Annotated in this window: 21 protein-coding genes, 3 tRNA genes, 1 pseudogene and 1 riboswitch; of the genes and pseudogenes, 8 read left to right on the top strand and 17 right to left on the bottom strand. The window is 51.8% G+C overall.

Going from position 1 to position 19152, the window contains the following annotated elements:
* From ACO0LF_RS20625 to ACO0LF_RS20610, 4 genes are all read right to left on the bottom strand, one after another.
* The coding region (locus ACO0LF_RS20625; protein WP_017454492.1) for a GTP-binding protein at positions 1-124 on the bottom strand (124 nt) is incomplete at its 3' end.
* Positions 125-200: 76 nt separating this feature from the next.
* Positions 201-275 (bottom strand) — tRNA-Thr (locus tag ACO0LF_RS20620).
* Between the two features lie 33 nt (positions 276-308).
* Positions 309-382 (bottom strand) — tRNA-Gly (locus ACO0LF_RS20615).
* 48 nt (positions 383-430) lie between these two features.
* A tRNA-Tyr gene (locus ACO0LF_RS20610) sits at positions 431-516 on the bottom strand.
* Between the two features lie 276 nt (positions 517-792).
* On the opposite strand from ACO0LF_RS20610, the gene ACO0LF_RS20605 reads away from it, so the two are divergent.
* On the top strand, positions 793-1392 hold the full coding sequence (locus ACO0LF_RS20605; protein WP_423017406.1) for a TetR/AcrR family transcriptional regulator: 600 nt from the start codon (positions 793-795) through the stop codon (positions 1390-1392).
* A 26-nt stretch (positions 1393-1418) separates the two neighbouring features.
* Here the strand turns inward: ACO0LF_RS20605 and ACO0LF_RS20600 are convergent, their stop codons facing one another.
* The gene (locus tag ACO0LF_RS20600) at positions 1419-2168 is read right to left on the bottom strand and encodes an MgtC/SapB family protein (protein ID WP_423017404.1); all 750 of its coding nucleotides are present in this window, start codon (positions 2166-2168) and stop codon (positions 1419-1421) included.
* Positions 2169-2283: 115 nt separating this feature from the next.
* On the opposite strand from ACO0LF_RS20600, the gene ACO0LF_RS20595 reads away from it, so the two are divergent.
* From ACO0LF_RS20595 to ACO0LF_RS20580, 4 genes are all read left to right on the top strand, one after another.
* Complete coding sequence (locus tag ACO0LF_RS20595) at positions 2284-2895, top strand: SMI1/KNR4 family protein (RefSeq protein WP_423017402.1); 612 nt, start codon at positions 2284-2286, stop codon at positions 2893-2895.
* Between the two features lie 176 nt (positions 2896-3071).
* Positions 3072-3189, top strand: a riboswitch (yybP-ykoY riboswitch).
* An 11-nt stretch (positions 3190-3200) separates the two neighbouring features.
* Positions 3201-3851, top strand: a complete 651-nt coding sequence (locus tag ACO0LF_RS20590) for a TMEM165/GDT1 family protein (RefSeq protein WP_423017400.1) — start codon at positions 3201-3203, stop codon at positions 3849-3851.
* Between the two features lie 66 nt (positions 3852-3917).
* Positions 3918-4292: an arsenate reductase family protein gene (locus tag ACO0LF_RS20585; RefSeq protein ID WP_423017398.1), complete on the top strand. Its 375-nt coding sequence runs from the start codon at positions 3918-3920 to the stop codon at positions 4290-4292.
* A gap of 6 nt (positions 4293-4298) precedes the next feature.
* Positions 4299-5099: a hypothetical protein gene (locus ACO0LF_RS20580; RefSeq protein ID WP_423017396.1), complete on the top strand. Its 801-nt coding sequence runs from the start codon at positions 4299-4301 to the stop codon at positions 5097-5099.
* Between the two features lie 45 nt (positions 5100-5144).
* Here ACO0LF_RS20580 and ACO0LF_RS20575 read toward each other — a convergent pair.
* The 5 genes and pseudogenes from ACO0LF_RS20575 to ACO0LF_RS20555 all read right to left on the bottom strand — a co-directional run bounded on the left by ACO0LF_RS20575 (position 5145) and on the right by ACO0LF_RS20555 (position 10872).
* A pseudogene (locus ACO0LF_RS20575) lies at positions 5145-5792 on the bottom strand (LysE family transporter).
* Positions 5793-5862: 70 nt separating this feature from the next.
* Positions 5863-7419 carry an HDOD domain-containing protein gene (locus ACO0LF_RS20570; RefSeq protein ID WP_423017394.1) on the bottom strand — a complete coding sequence of 519 codons (1557 nt, stop codon included), beginning with the start codon at positions 7417-7419 and terminating at the stop codon, positions 5863-5865.
* Between the two features lie 191 nt (positions 7420-7610).
* On the bottom strand, positions 7611-9239 hold the full coding sequence (locus ACO0LF_RS20565) for a tetratricopeptide repeat protein (protein ID WP_423017392.1): 1629 nt from the start codon (positions 9237-9239) through the stop codon (positions 7611-7613).
* A 203-nt stretch (positions 9240-9442) separates the two neighbouring features.
* On the bottom strand, positions 9443-9640 hold the full coding sequence (locus ACO0LF_RS20560; protein ID WP_423005308.1) for a DUF2905 domain-containing protein: 198 nt from the start codon (positions 9638-9640) through the stop codon (positions 9443-9445).
* Between the two features lie 62 nt (positions 9641-9702).
* Positions 9703-10872 (bottom strand): class I SAM-dependent methyltransferase, encoded by a 1170-nt coding sequence (locus ACO0LF_RS20555; protein WP_423017390.1) that lies wholly within the window; start codon positions 10870-10872, stop codon positions 9703-9705.
* A gap of 45 nt (positions 10873-10917) precedes the next feature.
* Here ACO0LF_RS20555 and ACO0LF_RS20550 point away from each other — a divergent pair, with 45 nt between their 5' ends.
* The 3 genes from ACO0LF_RS20550 to ttcA are packed head-to-tail and all read left to right on the top strand — an operon-like array spanning position 10918 to position 13107.
* Positions 10918-11721 (top strand): SDR family oxidoreductase, encoded by an 804-nt coding sequence (locus ACO0LF_RS20550; protein WP_423017388.1) that lies wholly within the window; start codon positions 10918-10920, stop codon positions 11719-11721.
* 13 nt (positions 11722-11734) lie between these two features.
* Positions 11735-12133 carry a dihydroneopterin aldolase gene (locus ACO0LF_RS20545; RefSeq protein ID WP_423005314.1) on the top strand — a complete coding sequence of 133 codons (399 nt, stop codon included), beginning with the start codon at positions 11735-11737 and terminating at the stop codon, positions 12131-12133.
* A gap of 44 nt (positions 12134-12177) precedes the next feature.
* On the top strand, positions 12178-13107 hold the full coding sequence (gene ttcA, locus ACO0LF_RS20540) for a tRNA 2-thiocytidine(32) synthetase TtcA (RefSeq protein ID WP_423017420.1): 930 nt from the start codon (positions 12178-12180) through the stop codon (positions 13105-13107).
* A 117-nt stretch (positions 13108-13224) separates the two neighbouring features.
* Here ttcA and ACO0LF_RS20535 read toward each other — a convergent pair whose 3' ends face one another.
* Genes ACO0LF_RS20535 through phnG form a run of 7 tightly spaced genes read right to left on the bottom strand, consistent with a single transcriptional unit; the run spans position 13225 to position 19061 of the window.
* A complete protein-coding gene (locus tag ACO0LF_RS20535) occupies positions 13225-14370 on the bottom strand; it encodes an alpha-D-ribose 1-methylphosphonate 5-triphosphate diphosphatase (protein ID WP_423017386.1) in 1146 nt (381 codons plus the stop codon).
* On the bottom strand, positions 14367-15086 hold the full coding sequence (gene phnL / locus ACO0LF_RS20530) for a phosphonate C-P lyase system protein PhnL (RefSeq protein ID WP_423017384.1): 720 nt from the start codon (positions 15084-15086) through the stop codon (positions 14367-14369). The genes ACO0LF_RS20535 and phnL overlap by 4 nt, the downstream gene beginning before the upstream one ends.
* Before the next feature lie 7 nt (positions 15087-15093).
* On the bottom strand, positions 15094-15900 hold the full coding sequence (gene phnK / locus ACO0LF_RS20525) for a phosphonate C-P lyase system protein PhnK (RefSeq protein ID WP_423017382.1): 807 nt from the start codon (positions 15898-15900) through the stop codon (positions 15094-15096).
* Positions 15897-16790 (bottom strand): alpha-D-ribose 1-methylphosphonate 5-phosphate C-P-lyase PhnJ, encoded by an 894-nt coding sequence (locus ACO0LF_RS20520; protein WP_423017418.1) that lies wholly within the window; start codon positions 16788-16790, stop codon positions 15897-15899. Before ACO0LF_RS20520 ends, phnK begins: the two co-directional genes overlap by 4 nt.
* Positions 16791-16807: 17 nt before the next feature.
* Positions 16808-17959 carry a carbon-phosphorus lyase complex subunit PhnI gene (locus ACO0LF_RS20515; RefSeq protein ID WP_423017380.1) on the bottom strand — a complete coding sequence of 384 codons (1152 nt, stop codon included), beginning with the start codon at positions 17957-17959 and terminating at the stop codon, positions 16808-16810.
* A complete protein-coding gene (gene phnH / locus ACO0LF_RS20510; protein ID WP_423017378.1) occupies positions 17950-18597 on the bottom strand; it encodes a phosphonate C-P lyase system protein PhnH in 648 nt (215 codons plus the stop codon). Before phnH ends, ACO0LF_RS20515 begins: the two co-directional genes overlap by 10 nt.
* A complete protein-coding gene (phnG, locus tag ACO0LF_RS20505; RefSeq protein ID WP_423017376.1) occupies positions 18594-19061 on the bottom strand; it encodes a phosphonate C-P lyase system protein PhnG in 468 nt (155 codons plus the stop codon). The genes phnH and phnG overlap by 4 nt, the downstream gene beginning before the upstream one ends.
* Between the last annotated feature and the right edge of the window lie 91 nt (positions 19062-19152).

Here is a 19152-nt window from a genome sequence, read left to right as displayed (position 1 = left end):
CGCCGAATTTTTTCGACAAGACTGTTGCAATCGCTGCTGTCAGTGTGGTTTTGCCGTGATCAACGTGACCAATTGTGCCAACGTTTACGTGCGGCTTGGTGCGCTCGAACTTACCTTTTGCCATTTTGGACTCCTAACGATTTTGATGAGAATGCTCAGGCACGCGCCCGACAAATCAGACTTGAAAACACCAGACTAAATGGTGCCCTTGACGTGGATTGAACACGTGGCCTCTCCCTTACCAAGGGAGTGCTCTACCACTGAGCTACAAGGGCAGCTTGCTGCGCAAAACCCCGCGCAAGTAAAACTGGAGCGGGTGAAGGGAATCGAACCCTCGTCATAAGCTTGGAAGGCTTCAGCTCTACCATTGAGCTACACCCGCAAAGGCCACCACTTCAGCCGCTAATTTCTTAATTCAATTCTTTACCTGTGGTGGAGAGGGCTGGATTCGAACCAGCGTACTCGTAAGAGAACAGATTTACAGTCTGTCGCCTTTAACCACTCGGCCACCCCTCCGCAGGGAACCCCGGATTATGGAGATACTCCCTCCATCTGTCAACACCTATTTGCAAATTCCTTCTCATGATGCCTGAAGCATTCGCCAAAAACAACAATAAGTGCTTGATTTTATTCAATATTATTAAAATGATATGAATGAAGTAGCTCAACTGGAATTTCAAGCGCAATAAAAAAATGTCTTCTTGCACTCACGTGTTTGTTGTAATTTTCCCTACAGGCGCCAACACGAATAAGATCAAGCTATGATGCAGGCAACTATCGAAAACTGACAATATGGCCCGCACCCTCGCATCCGACTATCAATTGCAGCGCGACGATATCCTGGAAAAGGCGGCCACCGCCTTTGCCAACCATAGCTACCCCGGCACGTCCATGAGCTTGCTGGCGCAAACCTGTGGCACTTCCAAGGCCAGGCTCTACCATTACTACCCCAGCAAAGAGGCGATCCTGTTCGATTTACTGGATCGCTATACCAGAGTCTTGATCAGCCTGGCAGAAAGCCATGCTGACTTGCCTGCCTTGATCGCAGCCTTCCTGGCCGAATATGAACATTCCCAGACCCGGCATATCGCTTTGCTGAATGATGTGAAATTCCTGGAAGCACCGCAACGCCAGTTGATACTCGATGCACAGAGAAAAATTGTTGATTTGTTTGCCGCCGCCATACAGCGCAGCTTTCCCGAACGCACCACGGCACAAAACCGCAGCGCCATCACCATGCTTTTGTTTGGCATGATCAACTGGACTTTTACCTGGCTAAAACCACATCAGGATGCCGATAAAATTTCCTATGCCGACTTTGCTGTGCTGGTAACGCAGATTTTCATGCAGGGCATGTTGGGATTGCCTGCGACGACAGAAAAAAATCCTTAAGCAGCCTGCCTTTTTGTGGTCATGGCTTAATTACGGGCATGCGCAATCTGGTAGAACTCCATCCCCTCAAACGCGCCCAGTTCCAGCGACAATTCGCTGATGCGAGTGGCCAGTTTACGGCTCAGGCCCACAGCGACAAAACGCCATTCTGCGCGCCCGTCGCGGCAACTGATGTTCAAAGTACCAGTAGCAATTTCATAACCGCGCTCCAAAGCCATTTTGCGCAAGGCATCTTCTCTGGGTATGTAGCCTTGCTTGAATTGCATGGTGATGGCTACTGCGGGCCGTGACGGCAACCACGACTCCAGCCTGGATACCCAGATCATGCAGGCGGCGGATAAAAATGCCAGCAAAATGGCGGCCGCATAAAAGCCCACGCCGACCATGACCCCGATCGCTGAAGAAGCCCACAAAGAAGCGGCAGTGGTCAGGCCGCTGATGGTAAAACCCTCACGCATGATGACGCCAGCACCAAGAAAACCTATGCCTGTGACTATGCCCTGTATGGTGCGGGAAGGATCAAGATTGACGGGGTAAAGTGCCCGCGCACCAAACCAGAAATCCGGGTAACCGGAAATCACTACCAGTGCCGCCGAAGCCATGCAGACCAGACCATAAGTACGCATGCCAGCCGCACGGCCATGATAAGAGCGCTCATAGCCAACCACAAATCCCAGCAGCATGGCACCGGCCAGATTCAAGAAGATAATGGCATTGGCGTGCAATTCAGAAGCTGACCAAAAACTCATGAAATAACTGGAGAGAGATACGCTCATAAGTCCGCCCTGAAATTAACTAACTTGAACATCATTTAAAATGTTAGAAACATTGAAAATAGAAGCGCATAAATAAATTGAGGCTCGTTAGTTTATACACTTAAGCAGGCAGCAGATGGAAAAAATCATCAAAAAAATTGAAAAGAAATTCGGCAAATTACCAGAGGCATATCGCCAATGGATTTTACTTGGCGTGACCAGCGACGAAAGATTTACCTTGTGTTCTGTCGACTGGATAGAAGCTGCCTCTGTACTGGACGTGCATGTCGTGCAAGAGCCGGAACAAGGATTACCAGGTATTTTCCCCATCGCCTCGTTTTATAGTGTTTGCCTTTGGTGTATTGATAATCACATGGGTGGGCGCGTCATTCTTTGCCCGCATGATGAGGTGATGGCGAAGCTGTATGCGCCTTCCGTTGTCGCATGGGCATACAGAATGGGTCTTGAAGAGGCCGCCAATTTTACCGATGAGGACGATATCGTCAGGGGAAAGCTGGTACTTTGGGCTGGCTTGATACAAGACAGTCAGCCTGAGTGGGCTGCACACATCGTCCAGCTGGCTGGCTTGCCGGAACAGAGATTTGAATATGGCACAGGCGTGATCAGCCGCCAGGAAGTTGACGAGATCATCCTGAAAAGCTTTGGCCAGGTATATCTCGATGGCGAAGTTGAATTTTTGCTGCCGGAAGAGGAAGATGATGAATACAGTGAGGAAGACGATGATTAAGGTCAGCCTGGTGGCATGGCCTGACTCCCGGGCAGAATAAACTGAATAAGGCGGGCATCTTAATTGTATGCATGATTTATCTTGATAGTGTAGCAATCAGGACCCTGCAGAACCAGTAAAACATCGTCAAATCAATCGACTGCTGACCTGTCGGTGAGTATGCGTTATAATCGCATCTCTCTTTCATTGGGGAGTAGCCTGCTCCGGTTTAATCCGGGGAAGACGCATCAACATACTTGGCCATCTGGTCATGGTGCGTTTGATACGATGAGCAGCGATGATGCTGACCGTATTGGGCAAGACCTTTGATAGTTATATTTCTGCTGACCAGGGATGGGGCGGGATATGGCTGTCATTGGACAAATCGCCCCATCCCGCCTATATCCATGGAAGCTTTCCTCGTCTCTGCACTCGCTGTCACCGTTGGCGAAATTGGTGATAAAACACAATTACTGGCCCTGTTATTGGCAGCCCGCTATAAAAAGCCCGGCCCCATCATACTTGGCATCCTGGTAGCCACATTGGCCAACCATACTCTGGCTGGTTTGTTAGGGCAATTGGTTGCCACGCATATCGATGCTACAGTCATGCGCTATTTGCTGGGTCTGTCATTTTTGGCAATTGCCGCCTGGACGCTGAAACCGGATGAGATCGATGATGGTGGCATCAGCGAAAGGCCTTATGGCGTTTTCATGCTGACTTGCGTGACTTTTTTCCTGGCAGAAATTGGCGACAAAACCCAGCTGGCAACCGTGGCGCTGGCGGCAAAGTATAGCGACCTGACCATGGTCATCGCTGGCACGACTTTGGGCATGTTGATAGCCGATGTACCGGCAGTCTTCCTGGGCAAGATCGCGGCACCGAATTTCCCTTTCAAATACGTGCGCTGGTGTGCGGCGGCAGTGTTTGCGGTACTCGGCGTGCTGGTATTGTTGGGCATGGAACTCAAATTTTGATAAGTAATGCAAATAAGGTAAATAAGCCATGTTGACATGGCGACACCATAGAATGATGATAGATAGATGATTACGATTTACCACAATCCACGCTGTTCCAAATCGCGCGAAACCCTGGCGCTGGTACAGTCCTATGCCGATCAGGCACAGTTAAACCTGCAAGTGATTGATTATCAAAAAACACCTTTGAATTTTGATGAATTACAAAAACTGCTGACTGCATTGGGGACAGGTGATGACAATGGTGACGTGCAGGCCATGCTGCGCAATAATGAGCCTGAATATGCCAGCCTGAACCTGGCAACTGCCGATACGGCAAGCGCCTTGTCTGCCATCGCAGCCCACCCGCATTTATTGCAAAGACCGATCGTCAGCTATCAAAATAATGCGGCCATAGGACGTCCGCCGGAACACGTCCTCTCTCTGTTCAAGAAAGCCTGAGCCGTCATGTCAGAATTCAAACTTGCCGCTGGCAGTCATATTAAATTTGGTGGCATTTCCACCCAGCTCTACCCTATCTTGCGTCAGGGTTTGGCAGCAGACATGCCACACCAGAATTTCCAGGAAGAAGAACCAGCCGCCCATGGCATCATGGTCGGCGAATTGATGGCTTATTTTGCTGCCTGCGCGGCATTTTGCAAAGCCACCAGCAAGCTGCATCATGAACATCAGCAAGTGCTGGGGGAGTTCGTTAATGCCCTGCAAAATCAGCTGGGTGAAAAACCACAGATGCCAGAACTGGAAAACATCGCTGTGGGTGCGGGCTTGCCGGTGATACTGGAAATAGAACTGCAAGAAGATTGCGTGCTGCTGGCAGATACGCACTTTGTGGCCGACAATGAAGCAGAAAAAAGCTGGAAGCTGTGGCGTAGCGGGATCTTGCTGCGGGAAGGCGGTATACCGGCAAGCTGGATCAATAAGTTTTACTTCCCGCGCCTGCTGGATTATCGTGACGTTGCCAGCTCACGCAGCCCGCGCTCGCTGGAACAAACGACCGATACCGCCTTGATGGTGGGTGGCCTCATGCAATCCTGGCATAAGGATACGCCAGCCGATTTACTGCATGCCTTCCGCAAGCAGTATGGACGCATCAACTTTTCTCAGCATAGCAATTTTGATGAAACGGCTCTTGAGCGTTTCTTCAATTTAAATCCCATGCTGGATCCGGCAACACGCCTGTTGAATCAAATGACGATCTGGCAAGACATTGATGCCCTGGCCAAGAAACAGCAGATACCTCTGGCTTAAGAAGCGGAAAAAATGCCGCCGTGAGTTTTTTCACAGCGGCATTTTTTAACTGGCTGGATTGCGCTTGACGAAGAACAAGGCTGTGCCTATTGCCATCAAGATTCCGCCAAAAAAACGGTTCTGGCTCTTCAGCCATTTGGGGTCGCGAAAATAACGCTGCATGCTGGATGCTGCAAAGGCTTAGCCATGCATGACCACCAGGTCTATCGCGCACATGGTCACGCCCAGTATCAATAACTGCGGCAAGAGCGGTGCATCGTGCGAGATAAATTGCGGTAATACCGCCACCATGAAGATGATGCCTTTGGGATTGGTGGCGTTCGTCAAAAAGCCCGTCAAAAAACGTTTGGACATGCTGGGCACCGGATTACCGGCCATCTGAGTGGCATCATTTTCTGCCTTGACTTCCACCCTGGCACGCCATTGATTGATGCCCAGATAGATCAGGTACAGTGCACCTACGGTTTTAACCACACTGAAGGCCATTTCCGAAGCCATCAGGATAGAACCCACCCCGGCACCAGCAATCGCCAGTATCAGCAATAAACCTGCCTGCAAACCCATGATGGTGCCGCTGGCTTTTTTAAGTCCATAGTTCAAACCATGCGACATGGATAGCACGGCACCGGAACCGGGTGAAATAGCGATGACGCAAGCGGCAAAGAAGAAAGTGAGCCAGGTAGTGAAGTGCATGGAACATCCTTTAAGCATGAGGTGAAAACATTGTAAGCCACCCACCTCATTCTTGCAGTGCGGCTATCACTTAACCTCGCATCATGGCTGCCAGCAATTGGCTTTTCAGGGTCTTGATGAGCGCGGTTTCATCTGGTGGCACGCCTTCATCGGCATTAACCGCTCGGTCTGCATAAAACAGGCCCAGGGGTTTTTTCTGTATCACCAGGGGCAGGATGATGAAGCTGCGTGCATCCGGCAATAATTGCTTATGCCAGTCAGGTAACAGGTTTTGTATCTTGGGGACAGAGGCATCGGAGATCATCAGGTCGACATTATTGCTCATCGCCAGATGGAACAGGTTTTGGTCAGGCTTACCGCTGAAGGCAAAGCCTCTTTGCCTTTCCTGGTAATTTTCACCTATGGCCAGCCTGGCCACATAGCGTACCGTTTGCAGGTCGCGCAGGCAGACGGTGGCAAAGCGAAAGCCCATGCTGCTGTACAGGGTTTCCAGTACCAGCAGGATCAGGTCATTCAGTTTGAAACTGTCAGATGCCAGCATTTGCGTGACATCCTGCACACCCGCCAGCAAAAGATCACGCGCATGCTTGGGCTTGCCACTGGCATGTCGCTCATCATTCTGGATTTCACCCGCTTCATAATTCTTGAGCAAGAGGTCATTCGGCACACCATTGGTAGTATTCGCATCGGCGTCACCGATATGAATATCCCCCATGGCGATATCCATGCTCTTGGCTAATTGCCTGGTCTCGGTTTCCACCTTGCTGAGCATCTCATCGAGGATAGCCTGGTCGAAATCCAGTGCCTTGCCATAACGCTGCAACAAGGTTTTGGCTTTTTCATTGAGATTGCCACCACTGGAACTCATGATCATGGTCGCCATCGCATCGCTGAAGCTGGCGACCTGCCGTAGCCACTCGGCACGGGTATTCACCTTCTTCAATTCACCAGCGGGCAGAGGGACCAGCGATTGTATGATGGTGTCCGGTATCTTCCATTCCTGCAAAGCCATTTCACCAAAGCGTTCATAGCTGCAGCCCAACAGTGTGGAGGCAGCTTCCTGCGAGGTGGTCTGCCCAGTCTGCAGCATGGCTTGTACGCGGCTGTACAGGGGATGATCAAAGGAAGCCACCAATATCTTGCCGACATTCTTGAACAAGGCCGCCACTGCCGCTTCTTCGCCATCCTGGAAACGTCCGCGCTGGGCCATTTCGCGGCCGACTATGCTGGCGCACAGTGCTTGCACCAACTCGCGCCTGACGCTATTGGCGTGGCTTTTATCCTTAAAACAATCGACCAGCAACATGGCCATGGCACTGGTCTTGATGCTGTTAAAACCCAGCAGGAATATCGCCCTGGAAATAGTAGTGACGGGAGCGCCAGAACTGGTGCGGTAGTGGATAGTATTGGAGAGTCTGAGTATTTTTTGCGTCAGGGCAACATCGGCCAGTACAAAATGCGCAAGCTTGGCCACCGGATCTTCGCTGGAAGAAGTAATTTCCACCACCTTGGTAATCGACACCCCCAAAGTCGGCAAATTACTTTCTTCATTGATTTGCTTGATCAAACGGTCACGCGGCAGTTCTGGCGCGTGTTGATCCAGGTGTACTGATGATTGTATGGCCATGGTCTCCGCAACTACAAATTTATACTAAGGAACCTCTGATTAAGTTACTGCGCGACGCTATTTTGAGCCTGCGATGCTCGCCGTACAGTCGTACGACTGCGCTTCCGGGTTGTCAATGCGTCAAACTAACGCCGCTCGCTACACTTAATCAGAGATTCCATAATCCATATTTGAACCTGATGATTGATGTTTTATTTTGTTACACGGGCGGTATTGATACCGTATTTTTTCTGCAATTCATCATACAGGCCGCGTATCGCTTTCAGGCGTGGGTTCATGGGGTCCAGGCGACGGGCAGATTCAATCAAATTGCGCGCCAGCTCACCGGTCGCATGATCCCAACCCATGTTTTCCAGGCATTTCAAGGCGGCCAGTGCCGCATTCAAGATCACTTGCGGATTATCCGGTGACTTGCGTGCCGCTGCCGCCATCAATTCTACCGAGCCACGGAAATCGCCCTGCTTGGCTTTTTGCACACCCATGGCCACCAGATCCATGACTTCTTTCTGGCTGCGTTGTGCCAATTCCTTGCCCAGGTGGCCTTTACCAGCGCTCTCAAATACCCCCAGTGCCTTATTCATGACTTGCTGGTTGCTGGCGTTTTTCATGACGTCGAGAATAATCTCGGAAGCATTGTCTTCCTGGTCATTTTCAAGACAACTTTTAGCCAGGCCCAGCTTGGCATCGGTAGACAGGCCTATATCTTCGCGCGAAGCCGCCACGGCATTACCCAGTTCTTCCCCCAACCTGGCATCACCCGTCTTGGCATGGATCATGGCAGCAGAAATGGCGCGCACCGCCGCCGTTTTCTTGAGGCCGGACATATTCTTTTCCAGGTCACGCACAACGGACTTGGCTTGTTCCATATCGCCTTTTTTAACCAGAGCATCGACCAGGTTCAAATGATCTTCAGGGTCGCGGAATTCAGAAAACTTGGCCTTGCTGACGACTTTTTTCAAGACATTTTCAGCCGTTTCTATGTCACCGGTTTCCAGCGCGATCTTGCCCAGTTTGCGCAAGCGCCTGACTGCATGCGGCGAAACGCTGACAGCAACATCCAGCACCTCTTTTGCCTCTGGCAGCTCGCCCACCATTTCATGGGTCTTGGCCAGCCAGTCATAGGCATCCATATACTTATTGTTTTCTGCCACCAGGTTTTTCAGTATTTCTTCAGCTTCCTGGTATTTGCCCTGCATGAACAGGGTTTTCGCCAGACCCAGGCGGGCCCAGGCGACGGCTTTTAATTCAAATAAATATTTATATAATTCTTCAGCCTCGGGAGCCTCACCCTGCACCACATGTAACTCTGCACGCAGACGCATGAAGTCAATGGCATATTTGGGGTGGTCGCGCTCACCATGATGACAAGCCATGATGGCTTCAGGGATGGAACCCTGCTCCATGAGATTATGGACATCGACAAAGGCCTTGCGCTTTTCCAGGGCGCGGATGACGCGCTCCAGCAACATGTCGGCGGTGAAGGGCTTCAGCAGATAATCGGAAGGGGCCAGTTCGGCAGCGCTGACTACCTTGGCGTAAGAGCGCTCTGCCGTCACCATGATGAAGATGGTCGACAAGGGGGCCAGCTTATGGTGGCGCATGTCTTCCAGTAATTGCTGGCCATCCTGGCCTACACCCAGATCGTATTCGCACAAGATCAGGTCAAACACCTTGGCTTGTATGGTGCGCACAGCTGTACCGGCCGACAGGCCGTGTTCTATCTTGGTAATGCCGCACAGATTCAGCATATTGTGCAAACTGACCCGCATGCCTGCATGCGGTTCAACGAGCAATGCCCTGATATCGCTGAGTTCGCTCATTTCAACCTTTAGCGTAATTTATTGTTGATCTCGCTGTAGTGCGTACCAACCTGTCATCCCCGGCCGGCAAACCCCGTCAAGCCTGAATTGGCCGATATGACCTTATATGACCATTTCATTATATTAAAGTGACGGCGCATTGATATGGAAACTTTACCCCCTTGCGGCAACAATGTTGCAAGGCTTTAACATATTTAACGGATTTACTTGAATATCCTGGCTAATAACAGCACGAACAGGGAAATCAATATGGTGGAAGCGAAAGGAAAGGAGAAGCTGCGGCCAAACAGTTTAAAACGTACATCACCCGGCAAACGACCTATGCCCAGCTTTTCCAGCCAGGGCAGCAGGCTGGAGAACACCACGACAGCAATAAAGATGGTCAATACCCAGCGTAACAAAGCCTGCTCCTGTTTAATTGCAAAAAGGCAATTTACTATGATTTAAATCAATTCCCCAGCCATCATAAGCGGTGACTGCGGTCCAGGCGCAATAAATTTTCTGGCAATTCCACACCATGTCCCATCACCAGCACTTTGAACAACTCGCCCATTTCTGCTGGCGATACCAGTTTTTGCAGGGCATTTGCCTGTGGAAGATAGGCCATGACTTGTTCTGCCGGGGTGCGTGCCAACAACTCGGCAATGCCTGCCGCCGTCAAGAAACTGGCCTGGCTGGTGTAATTCAATAAGTCCAGCCCCGCTGCCAGGCCTGCCCTGACCATGGCGGTAAAGTCAACATGGGCGGTGATGTCCTGCAAGCCAGGCAAATAGAAAGGATCAGGGTGGGCATGATGGCGGTAGTGGCACATCAAGCTGCCTTGCAGTCGTTGCGGGTGATAATACTCGGCTGCCGGGAAACCATAATCTATCAGTATCGCTGCTGCCGGCTTGCCGCTGGCGAGCAGCATGGATGCCAGGCTATGCATGAAGCCGCTTGCGATCGCATGGACTTCCGTCAGATAACCGGCTGGTAATTCATCGGCATAAGGAATTTGCGCAATCTTGTCAGGACTGCATGCCTGAGTCTGGTCACGGAAAATCAGTCTGGGCATACTATCTTCATCCACCACTGCCACGCCGACTTCATGCCAGCCATCTGCCGTCTTGATGACGAGATCAACGGGCATGGCATCGAGCACCTCATTTCCCAGTACAATGCCAGAAAAAGAGTCTGGCATTTTTTGCAACCATTGCACTTGTGGAAAGTCTTTCAGCAATTCTTCCTGACGTGCGCGCAGTTCGCCGGACAATTCCACGATAAAATAGCGGTCTATCGCGATTCCAGACAATTGACATTCCGACAAAAAATCCAGGGCCAGCTTGCCCGTGCCTGCACCGAACTCCATGACTTCGGCCGCAGTTTGACTGAATAACTGACTTGCCAGCCTGGCCAGGGTGGCAGCAAATAGCGGCGACATTTCCGGTGCGGTTGTAAAATCACCGTCTTTGCCTAATTTTGTGGCACCACCGCTGTAATAGCCAAGGTCGGGCGCATATAGCGCCAGTTCCATGTAGCGCGAAAACGGTATCCAGCCCTGATGTTGGTGGATGTCGTCGATAATCAGTTGTTGCAAAGCAGATGAGGCAGCCAGCGCATCATCGCCAGGCACAGGTAGAGATAATTTATGCATAGCCGCATTGTATTGAAAACGCAGTAATCCTTGTTAAGAATTTCCATGAACGACATAACAGGTAATCAAACCACAAACCGCACAGCACTGATCACAGGTGCCGCCAAACGTATAGGGCGGCATATCGCCCTGCATATGGCGCGGCAGGGTTGGGATATTCTTGTGCATTATGGCAATTCAGCAGCAGAAGCGCAGACCCTGGTGACAGAAATCCAGGCGTTGGGCCGCCGCGCACTTGCCTTGCAGGCCGACCTGGCAAATGAAACAGCAACACATGCCTTGCTACCCGCAGCGATAGCTGCCATGGGCAAGATAGATTGCATCGTCAATAATGCCTCGCTGTTTGCAGAAGATGATGTACACAGCTTCAGCCAGGCCAGCCTGGACAGGCATATGCATGCCAACCTGGCCGCGCCCATCATACTGGCGCAAGCCCTGCATGCAGCAACCGCAGATGGCGAACAGACTTGCGTCATCAATCTGCTGGATCAAAAGCTGTACAACCTGAATCCCGACTTTTTGTCATACACCTTGTCCAAGGCAGCACTGCAATGTGCGACGACGACACTGGCGCAGGCATTGGCCCCTAAAGTGCGGGTCGTTGGTGTTGCGCCAGGCATCACCATGGAATCCGGCCATCAAAGCACGGCAGATTTCCAGCAGGCGCACCAGGTCACGCCGCTGGGCAGGTCCAGCACGCCTGAAGATATTGCCCGTACCGTCTGCTTTCTGGCGGACAGCCCTGCCATGACCGGCACTACCATCCTCGTTGATGGTGGCCAGCACCTTATTCCCTTGCAGCGCGATGTCATGTTTCTGGCGACTGCAAATCAAGCTATTTCACCTTAATCCCGGGACCACCATGTTATCCATCCTGCACCACCCCCAGCTCTCAGACTGCCGCCGCCTGTTCTTGCGCAATTATGAAATCTCCATCAACATCGGCGTGCATGAGTTCGAGAAAAAGGGCGAGCAACGTGTGCTCTTCAATGTGGACCTGTATATTCCGCTGGCCCTGTCTACACCCAAGGATGACCAGCTGGAAGAAGTCGTCGATTATGACTTCATGCGCTGCACGATAGCCGACCGTATTTCCAAAGGCCATGTACACCTGCAGGAAACCCTGTGTGATGATGTCGCAGCTATCATGCTGGCACATCCGAAAGTACGCGCCGTGCGCATCTCTACCATGAAGCCGGATGTCTACGCAGATTGCGAAGGCGTAGGCGTAGAAGTATTCAAGATCAAAACAGATATTTAAACATTATCATGCAAGCCCTTACTGAAACACTCACTGAAACATTGATGGACGCCCCGGCTGACGCAAAAGCCACGGCCACCACTACCGCCAAATCACAGGAAAAAATCACCTACGAAAACAATAAGCTGCACAAGCGCTTATGCCGCCTGGTTGGCCAGGCGATAGGTGATTTCAATATGATAGAAGAAGGCGACAAGGTCATGGTCTGTCTGTCTGGCGGCAAGGATAGCTATGCCCTGCTGGATATCTTGATGACCTTGCGTGAACGTGCGCCCATCAATTTCGATATCGTCGCCGTCAATCTCGATCAGAAGCAGCCTAACTTCCCCGACCATATCCTGCCAGCCTATCTGGAAAAACTGGGCATACCCTACCATATAGAAAATCAGGATACCTATAGCATCGTCAAGCGTCTGATCCCTGAGGGCAAGACAACCTGCTCACTCTGTTCACGCCTGCGCCGTGGTATTTTATACCGCGTGGCCGATGAACTGGGCGCGACCAAGATCGCGCTAGGCCATCACCGTGACGATATCCTGGAAACTTTTTTCCTGAATATGTTCTTTGGTGGCAAACTCAAGGGCATGCCAGCCAAGCTGCAATCTGACGACGGAAAACACATCGTCATCCGCCCCCTGGCCTATGTCAAAGAATCTGATACTGAACGCTATGCCGAAGTCAAAAACTTCCCCATCATCCCCTGCGATTTATGCGGCTCGCAAGAGAATCTGCAACGCAAACAAATCAAGGGTCTGATGCGCGAATGGGACAAAAAATTCCCTGGCCGCGTGGACAATATTTTTGCATCCCTGTCCACCGTCGCACCTTCACATTTGATGGACAAGAACCTGTTCAATTTCACTGATTTGAAAGTTGATGGCGAAGCGAATCCAAATGGCGATATCGCCTTTGATGATGAGCCTTGTGCAACACCTGCTGCGGGTGTGATTTCGCTGCATCTGGATCAGGACTGATTTAATACTTGAAATTAATCGCCATAAAATCTGAGACACAGAATCATTTCAGTTTTTCTCTGAATTTTCTCTGTGTCTCTGTGCCTCTGTGGTGAGAGGTTTTAGGTTTTAATCGATTCAAGCAATCCTGTTACCGGCTTTCCACACACCCATAACCACAGGAATACCGCTCACCACGCGCACACGCATATAGTCAGCCCGCAATCCCACGGCAATCTCACCCCTGTCATGCAGCCCTATCATGCGCGCCGGATTACGCGTCACGGTCGCCACAGCTTTGGGCAAACTGAAGCCTTCATTTTGCAGCAGGAAAGCTGCATGCAAAAGACTGGCTGGTACATAGTCTGAAGACAGTACGTCCAGTAAATCCAGACGCGCCAGTTCTGCTGCAGACACATTGCCGGAATGTGAACCACCGCGCACCATATTTGGTGCGCCCATGATAATGCCCAAGCCCTGTTCACGGGCAGCCCTGGCGGCAGCAACGGTGGTGGGAAATTCAGATATCGTCACACCATCATCGACACCTTCAGCCACATGTTCTACCGTTGTATCATCATGGGTAGCCAGTGGAACTGGCACATCCAGTTCACGGCAACTGGCGACGATGGCGCGGCGGTTTGAGGCGGCATACGCGACTTGCCTGAGTAACAAACGCTCCAGCATGGAATCGACTTTTTCTTCACTCCAGCCACGCTTGCCGGAAACATAGACACGGTAATGCGTCAGGTCTGTCCACTGTCTTTGGCCGGGCGTATGGTCCATCAGGGAAACCAGCTTCAGGCGCTCGTCATGCAGATAAGGGGCGAACATGTCCAGCAAGCCTTCTTCTGCCAGCTCCAGACGCATATGCAAAAAGTGGTCTGCGCGCAAGATGCCTGAGTCTGCTGCCATGCGCAAACCTTGCGTGCATGATTCGAGGCTGTCATTACGCAGACTGTCAGAATCGATATCACCGACTGAAATTGCGTCGAGCACGGTGGTGATGCCGGATGCCGCGATCTGGGCATCATGCGCCAAAATAGCAGGTAGTGTAGGCCAGACCACCTTGGGACGTGGCATCAGGTGTTTTTCCAGATTGTCGGTATGCAGCTCTACCATGCCGGGCAAGAGATAATCTCCCTGCCAGTCATCTGTACCTGTAACACTGGAAGTACGAGCTGCCTCTGTCAAATCAGCTATCCTGCCCTGCTCTACCAGCATGGAGCCGCCGATGACTTCATCGGCCAGGACAATTTGTGCATTTTCTATTCTGTTCATCATGCTGCCACCAAAGAAACTGCTGCGGGGATGGAGAAAATTCTGGTTGCCAACGCCTGGCGTACTACTTCATCATGGAAGATGCCGACGACAGCAGCACCGCGTTCACGCGCGCCATTGATCATGTCGATGACGGTGGCGCGATTGGCTTCATCCAGCGAGGCAGTTGGTTCATCAAGCAAGAGTATGGGGTAATCGTAAATCATGGTGCGGGCGATATTTACGCGCTGTTGTTCACCGCCAGAAAAAGTCGCAGGCGGGATTTGCCACAGGCGCTTGGGTATGCGCAGGCGTGACAATAATTCTTCGGCCTGTTCATAGGCGGCCTGCTTTTCTACGCCGCGCATGAGCAAAGGCTCAGCCACCAGATCGAGTGTGCTGATGCGTGGTATCACGCGCAGGAACTGGGTCACGAAACCCAGAGTACTATGTCTGACTGCCAGCACCTGTTGCGCAGGGGCAGATTGTACATCGACCCAAGCGCCTTCATCAGAGTCACTCTTGTGCCAGATCTTCACACTGCCACTGCTGGCGCGATAATTGGCATACAGACAGCGCAACAGAGTACTCTTGCCTGCACCCGATGGCGCGTGGATGACCACGCATTCACCGGCATCTACCTGCATGTCTATTTTGGACAGGATGGACATTTCCTGCCCGCCTTGCAGATGCAGGGTAAAGTCTTTGGACAGAGCTTCAACTACGATACGTTTCAACATGTGTTCCTCAAGCCTGCAAGACGGATGACACCAGCAACTGGGTGTAAGGATGTTGCGGATCATCGAGTACCTGATCAGTCAAACCCTCTTCGACTACCTGCCCCTGGCGCATGACCATGAGGCGATGCGCCAGCAAACGCGCCACTGCCAGGTCATGGGTGACGATGACGGCGGCTACCTGCAATTGCGAAACCAGCTGGCGCAATAAGTCTAGCAAGCGCGCCTGCACAGAAACGTCGAGGCTGGCTGTAGGTTCATCCATGAAAATCAGACGCGGTTTGGTCACCAGGTTACGGGCGATCTGCAAGCGCTGTTGCATGCCGCCCGAGAAATCGCGTGGCAAGTCATCAATGCGGGCAGCATCAATTTCCACCCTGTGCAACCAGTCCTGCGCCTCGGCGCGTATCTGGCCATAATGCCGGGCACCAACCGCCATCAGGCGCTCACCGACATTGGCACCGGCAGAGACTTCTACCCGCAGACCATCCCTGGCACTTTGGTGGACAAAGCCCCAGTCTGTGCGCGCCAGCAAGCGGCGGCGTGCCTCGCTGATGGTGAACAACTCGACCATGCCTTCATCGCGGGTATTGAACAAGACTTCGCCCTGCTCTGGTTGCAACTGGCCTGCCAGGCAATTCAACAGGGTAGATTTGCCGGAGCCGGATTCACCAACTATGCCAAGCACTTCACCGGGATACAGGCTCAGATTGACTTGTTCGCAAGCCGTCTTGCCGCCGTAGAATTTGCTGACATTGCGTGCCTGTAGCAAGGGTTCGTTGTTATCCATATTCTTATCAATATTCATCTTGCTCATGCCTGTTCTTCCCTGCGGCTGCGGCAATAATCAGTATCGCTGCAGACAAACATGCGTGAACCCTGGTCATCGACGATAACTTCATCAAGGAAGCTGTCGTTCGCATCGCACATGGCGCAGCGGTGATCCCAGTGTTCTATCTCGAAAGGATAATCTTCAAAGTCCAGGCTCTTCACTGGTGTATAAGGCGGCACGGCGTAGATGCGTTTTTCGCGGCCTGCGCCAAATAATTGCAGGGCGGGATTCTTATCCATCTTGGGGTTATCAAACTTGGGTATTGGTGAAGGGCGCATCAGGTAGCGTTCATTGACGATGACAGGATAATCATAGGCAGTTTCTATCTTGCCCAGCCTGGCGATATCTTCATACAGTTTGACGCTCATGAGACCATAGTCGGCCATCGCATGATATTTGCGTGTTTCTGTTTCGCTGGGTTCCAGCCAGCGCAGGGGTTCAGGGATAGGCACCTGATACACCATGATCTGGCCTTCAGCCAAAGGCGTTTCCGGGATACGGTGGCGGGTTTGTATGACAGTCGCCGCCGTGGTTTTTTCCGTCGTTGCCACACCCGTGGTGCGGCGGAAGAAGCGGCGTATATTGACCGCGTTGGTAGTGTCGTCAGACCCCTGGTCTATGACTTTCAAGACATCATCCTGACCTATGATGGCAGCAGTGACTTGTATGCCGCCTGTGCCCCAGCCATAAGGCAGGGGCATTTCACGCCCGCCGAATGGTACCTGGTAACCGGGTATGGCAACTGCTTTCAAAATGGCACGCCTGATCATGCGCTTGGTTTGCTCATCGAGATAAGCAAAATTATAGCCAGCTTCAGGCTCAGCTCTGGCAGGCGCATTTTGCGTTGGTGTCTCTTGATATTCCTGAGTTTCCATGGTGTCCATCTCCATCATCATGCTGCCTTCTTGCCAGATTTTTCAGCAGCTTGTTCATCTGTTGTTTCAAGCTTGTCAGCTTCAGCAGCCTTGGCATCGATAGCTGCACGTATGCCACGCAAAAGGCTGAGTTCAGCCTGAAAATCCACATAATGTGGCAGCTTCAGATGTTGCAAGAAACCAGATGCTTCTACATTGTCGGCATGGTAGAGCACGAATTCTTCCATCTGTGCTGGTGCCGTGATTTCTTCTTTCAGCTCGCTGGCACGCAAGGCTCTATCCACGACGCCCATGGCCATGGTCTTGCGTTCGCAATGACCAAAGCCCAGGCCATAACCGCGGGTAAATTTCGGTGCTTCGTTTTGTGAACCGACGAACTGATTCACCATCTGGCATTCGGTGATATCGATCTCGCCTATATCTATGGCAAAACCCAGTTCTTCAGGCACGACTTGCACGCTGACCTTGCCATAACGTATTTCACCAGCGAAGGGATGGTTGCGGGCATAACCGCGCTGCGTAGAATAGGCCAGTGCCAGCAGAAAACCTTCATCGCCACGTGCCAGGCTTTGCAGGCGCAAGGCGCGGCTGGCAGGGAATTGCAGAGGCTCACGTGTCAGGTCAAAAGGCTCGGGGTCACCTTCAGGTATCAGTTCAGGTTCTATCAAACCTTCTGCATTCAGGAAGTCGAGTACACGCGGGCAGGCTTCTGCTGTTATGTTTTCCTGTGCTACAGGTTCAGTACCACCACTACTCATGGCATCTGCCGCCAGTGAAAAATCCAGCAGGCGCTGGGTATAGTCATAAGTCGCGCCCAATACCTGACCACCCGGCACATCCTTGAAGGTCGCCGAGATGCGTCTTTGTATCAGCATATTGGCGGTATCCACAGGCACAGTCGCCATAAGGCGTGGCAAGGTTGTGCGGTAGGCGCGCAGCAGGAAGATGGCTTCTATCAAATCGCCACTGGCTTGCTTGATGGCAAGTGCCGCCAGGTCTTTGTCATACAACGAAGCCTCACCCATGACACGGGCCACGGCCAGCGACATTTGTTCGCGTATCTGGGCTATGCTGAGTTCAGGTACGGCAGTATCGCCGCGGCGCATTTTTGCCAGCGCTTCATATGACTGGGCAATGGCTTTTTCGCCACCTTTGACGGCTACGTACATGGTAACTCCTCAGACTGCACTGCCGCTATCTTGCTGGTGCGCGGCAAGCCGAGTACTGCGTCGCCACTGCAAAAAATCACATCCACACCTTGCGGGAAGCCGGCATGATTGACTTGCCATTTGCTGACAAAATCCGCAGGCAAGCCATTGATATAGATACTGCGCTTGTCCTTGATGCCTGGGCCTGTCAGTTGATATTCAGGGCCATTGAAAAAATCATCGACCTGTATCAGCAAGGTCGCAGACTTGTCAGGATAAGTCATGCTGCCCTGGGCAAAGCCCTGCAGATTCAGTTGCTGCAATGAGCTACCCAATACTGCAAAATTCGCCGAAGATTTCTCACTCACCAGCGGCAAACCACAATGGAAGCGCAGATAAGTACGCACTGCATCATTATCAAGTTCTTCTGCCAGCCAGGCTGTGGTTTCATAATCCATCAGGGCCAGGCAGGCTGCTGCTGTTGCCATATGCAGAGGTGCAGGTGCTTGCAGCTTCACTCGAAGGCGCTGGATAGTGCCGGGCTCGGACAGCGCTTTCAGCAAGCTACGGAAGACAGTCTGGGCATCATGTACCGTGTCTTCCCACGCGGGCAAAAGTTGCTGCATGGATGAAGCTGCAGTGTCCAGTGTATATGTCATGCATCTTCTCCTCTGACCATGGTCATGAATTCCACCCTGGTGGCCTGCGCTTCAGCCTGTAATTGCTGGCGCTTCTGCTGCAATAATAATTCCAAAGGCTTGATGATATTTTCTTCGACCGCTGGCCTGTGTTCGCCTTGCATCAGCGCATCAAAAATCGCTGCCCATTCTGCATGGCGCTGGTCACGGCCAGCCACATAGGCCACGCCAGTTTCACCTGTCGCCAGGCGCAAGGCACAGCGCGTCACCGACATTTCACCGAGATTAAACTGGCTGCCGCTGCCACCAGTTCTGGCTCTGACCATGGCGAGGCCGGTTTCGGGTTTTCTTAACCATAAATAGGAAGGTAGTTCACCGAACTGGCGCACACTGGCAGCGAGTTCTGGAGCAGGCGCTTTCGCTAATATGGACATCCAGCGAGCACGCTCTTGCTGGGCAGAGTTGGGGGTTTGATCAGCGTTCATAGCCTCACATTACAACAGGCAAAAATGAAGTCTTGATGACATTTAGCGTGGAATTTAACGTGAGATTTTCTTGTCAATTTCCAGTCATATT

This window comes from Undibacterium sp. Di27W (assembly GCF_049340345.1).
Classification (GTDB): Bacteria; Pseudomonadota; Gammaproteobacteria; order Burkholderiales; family Burkholderiaceae_D; genus Undibacterium.
The sequence above is the reverse complement of the archived record's forward strand: the minus strand, read 5'-3'. Positions and strand labels throughout refer to the sequence as shown.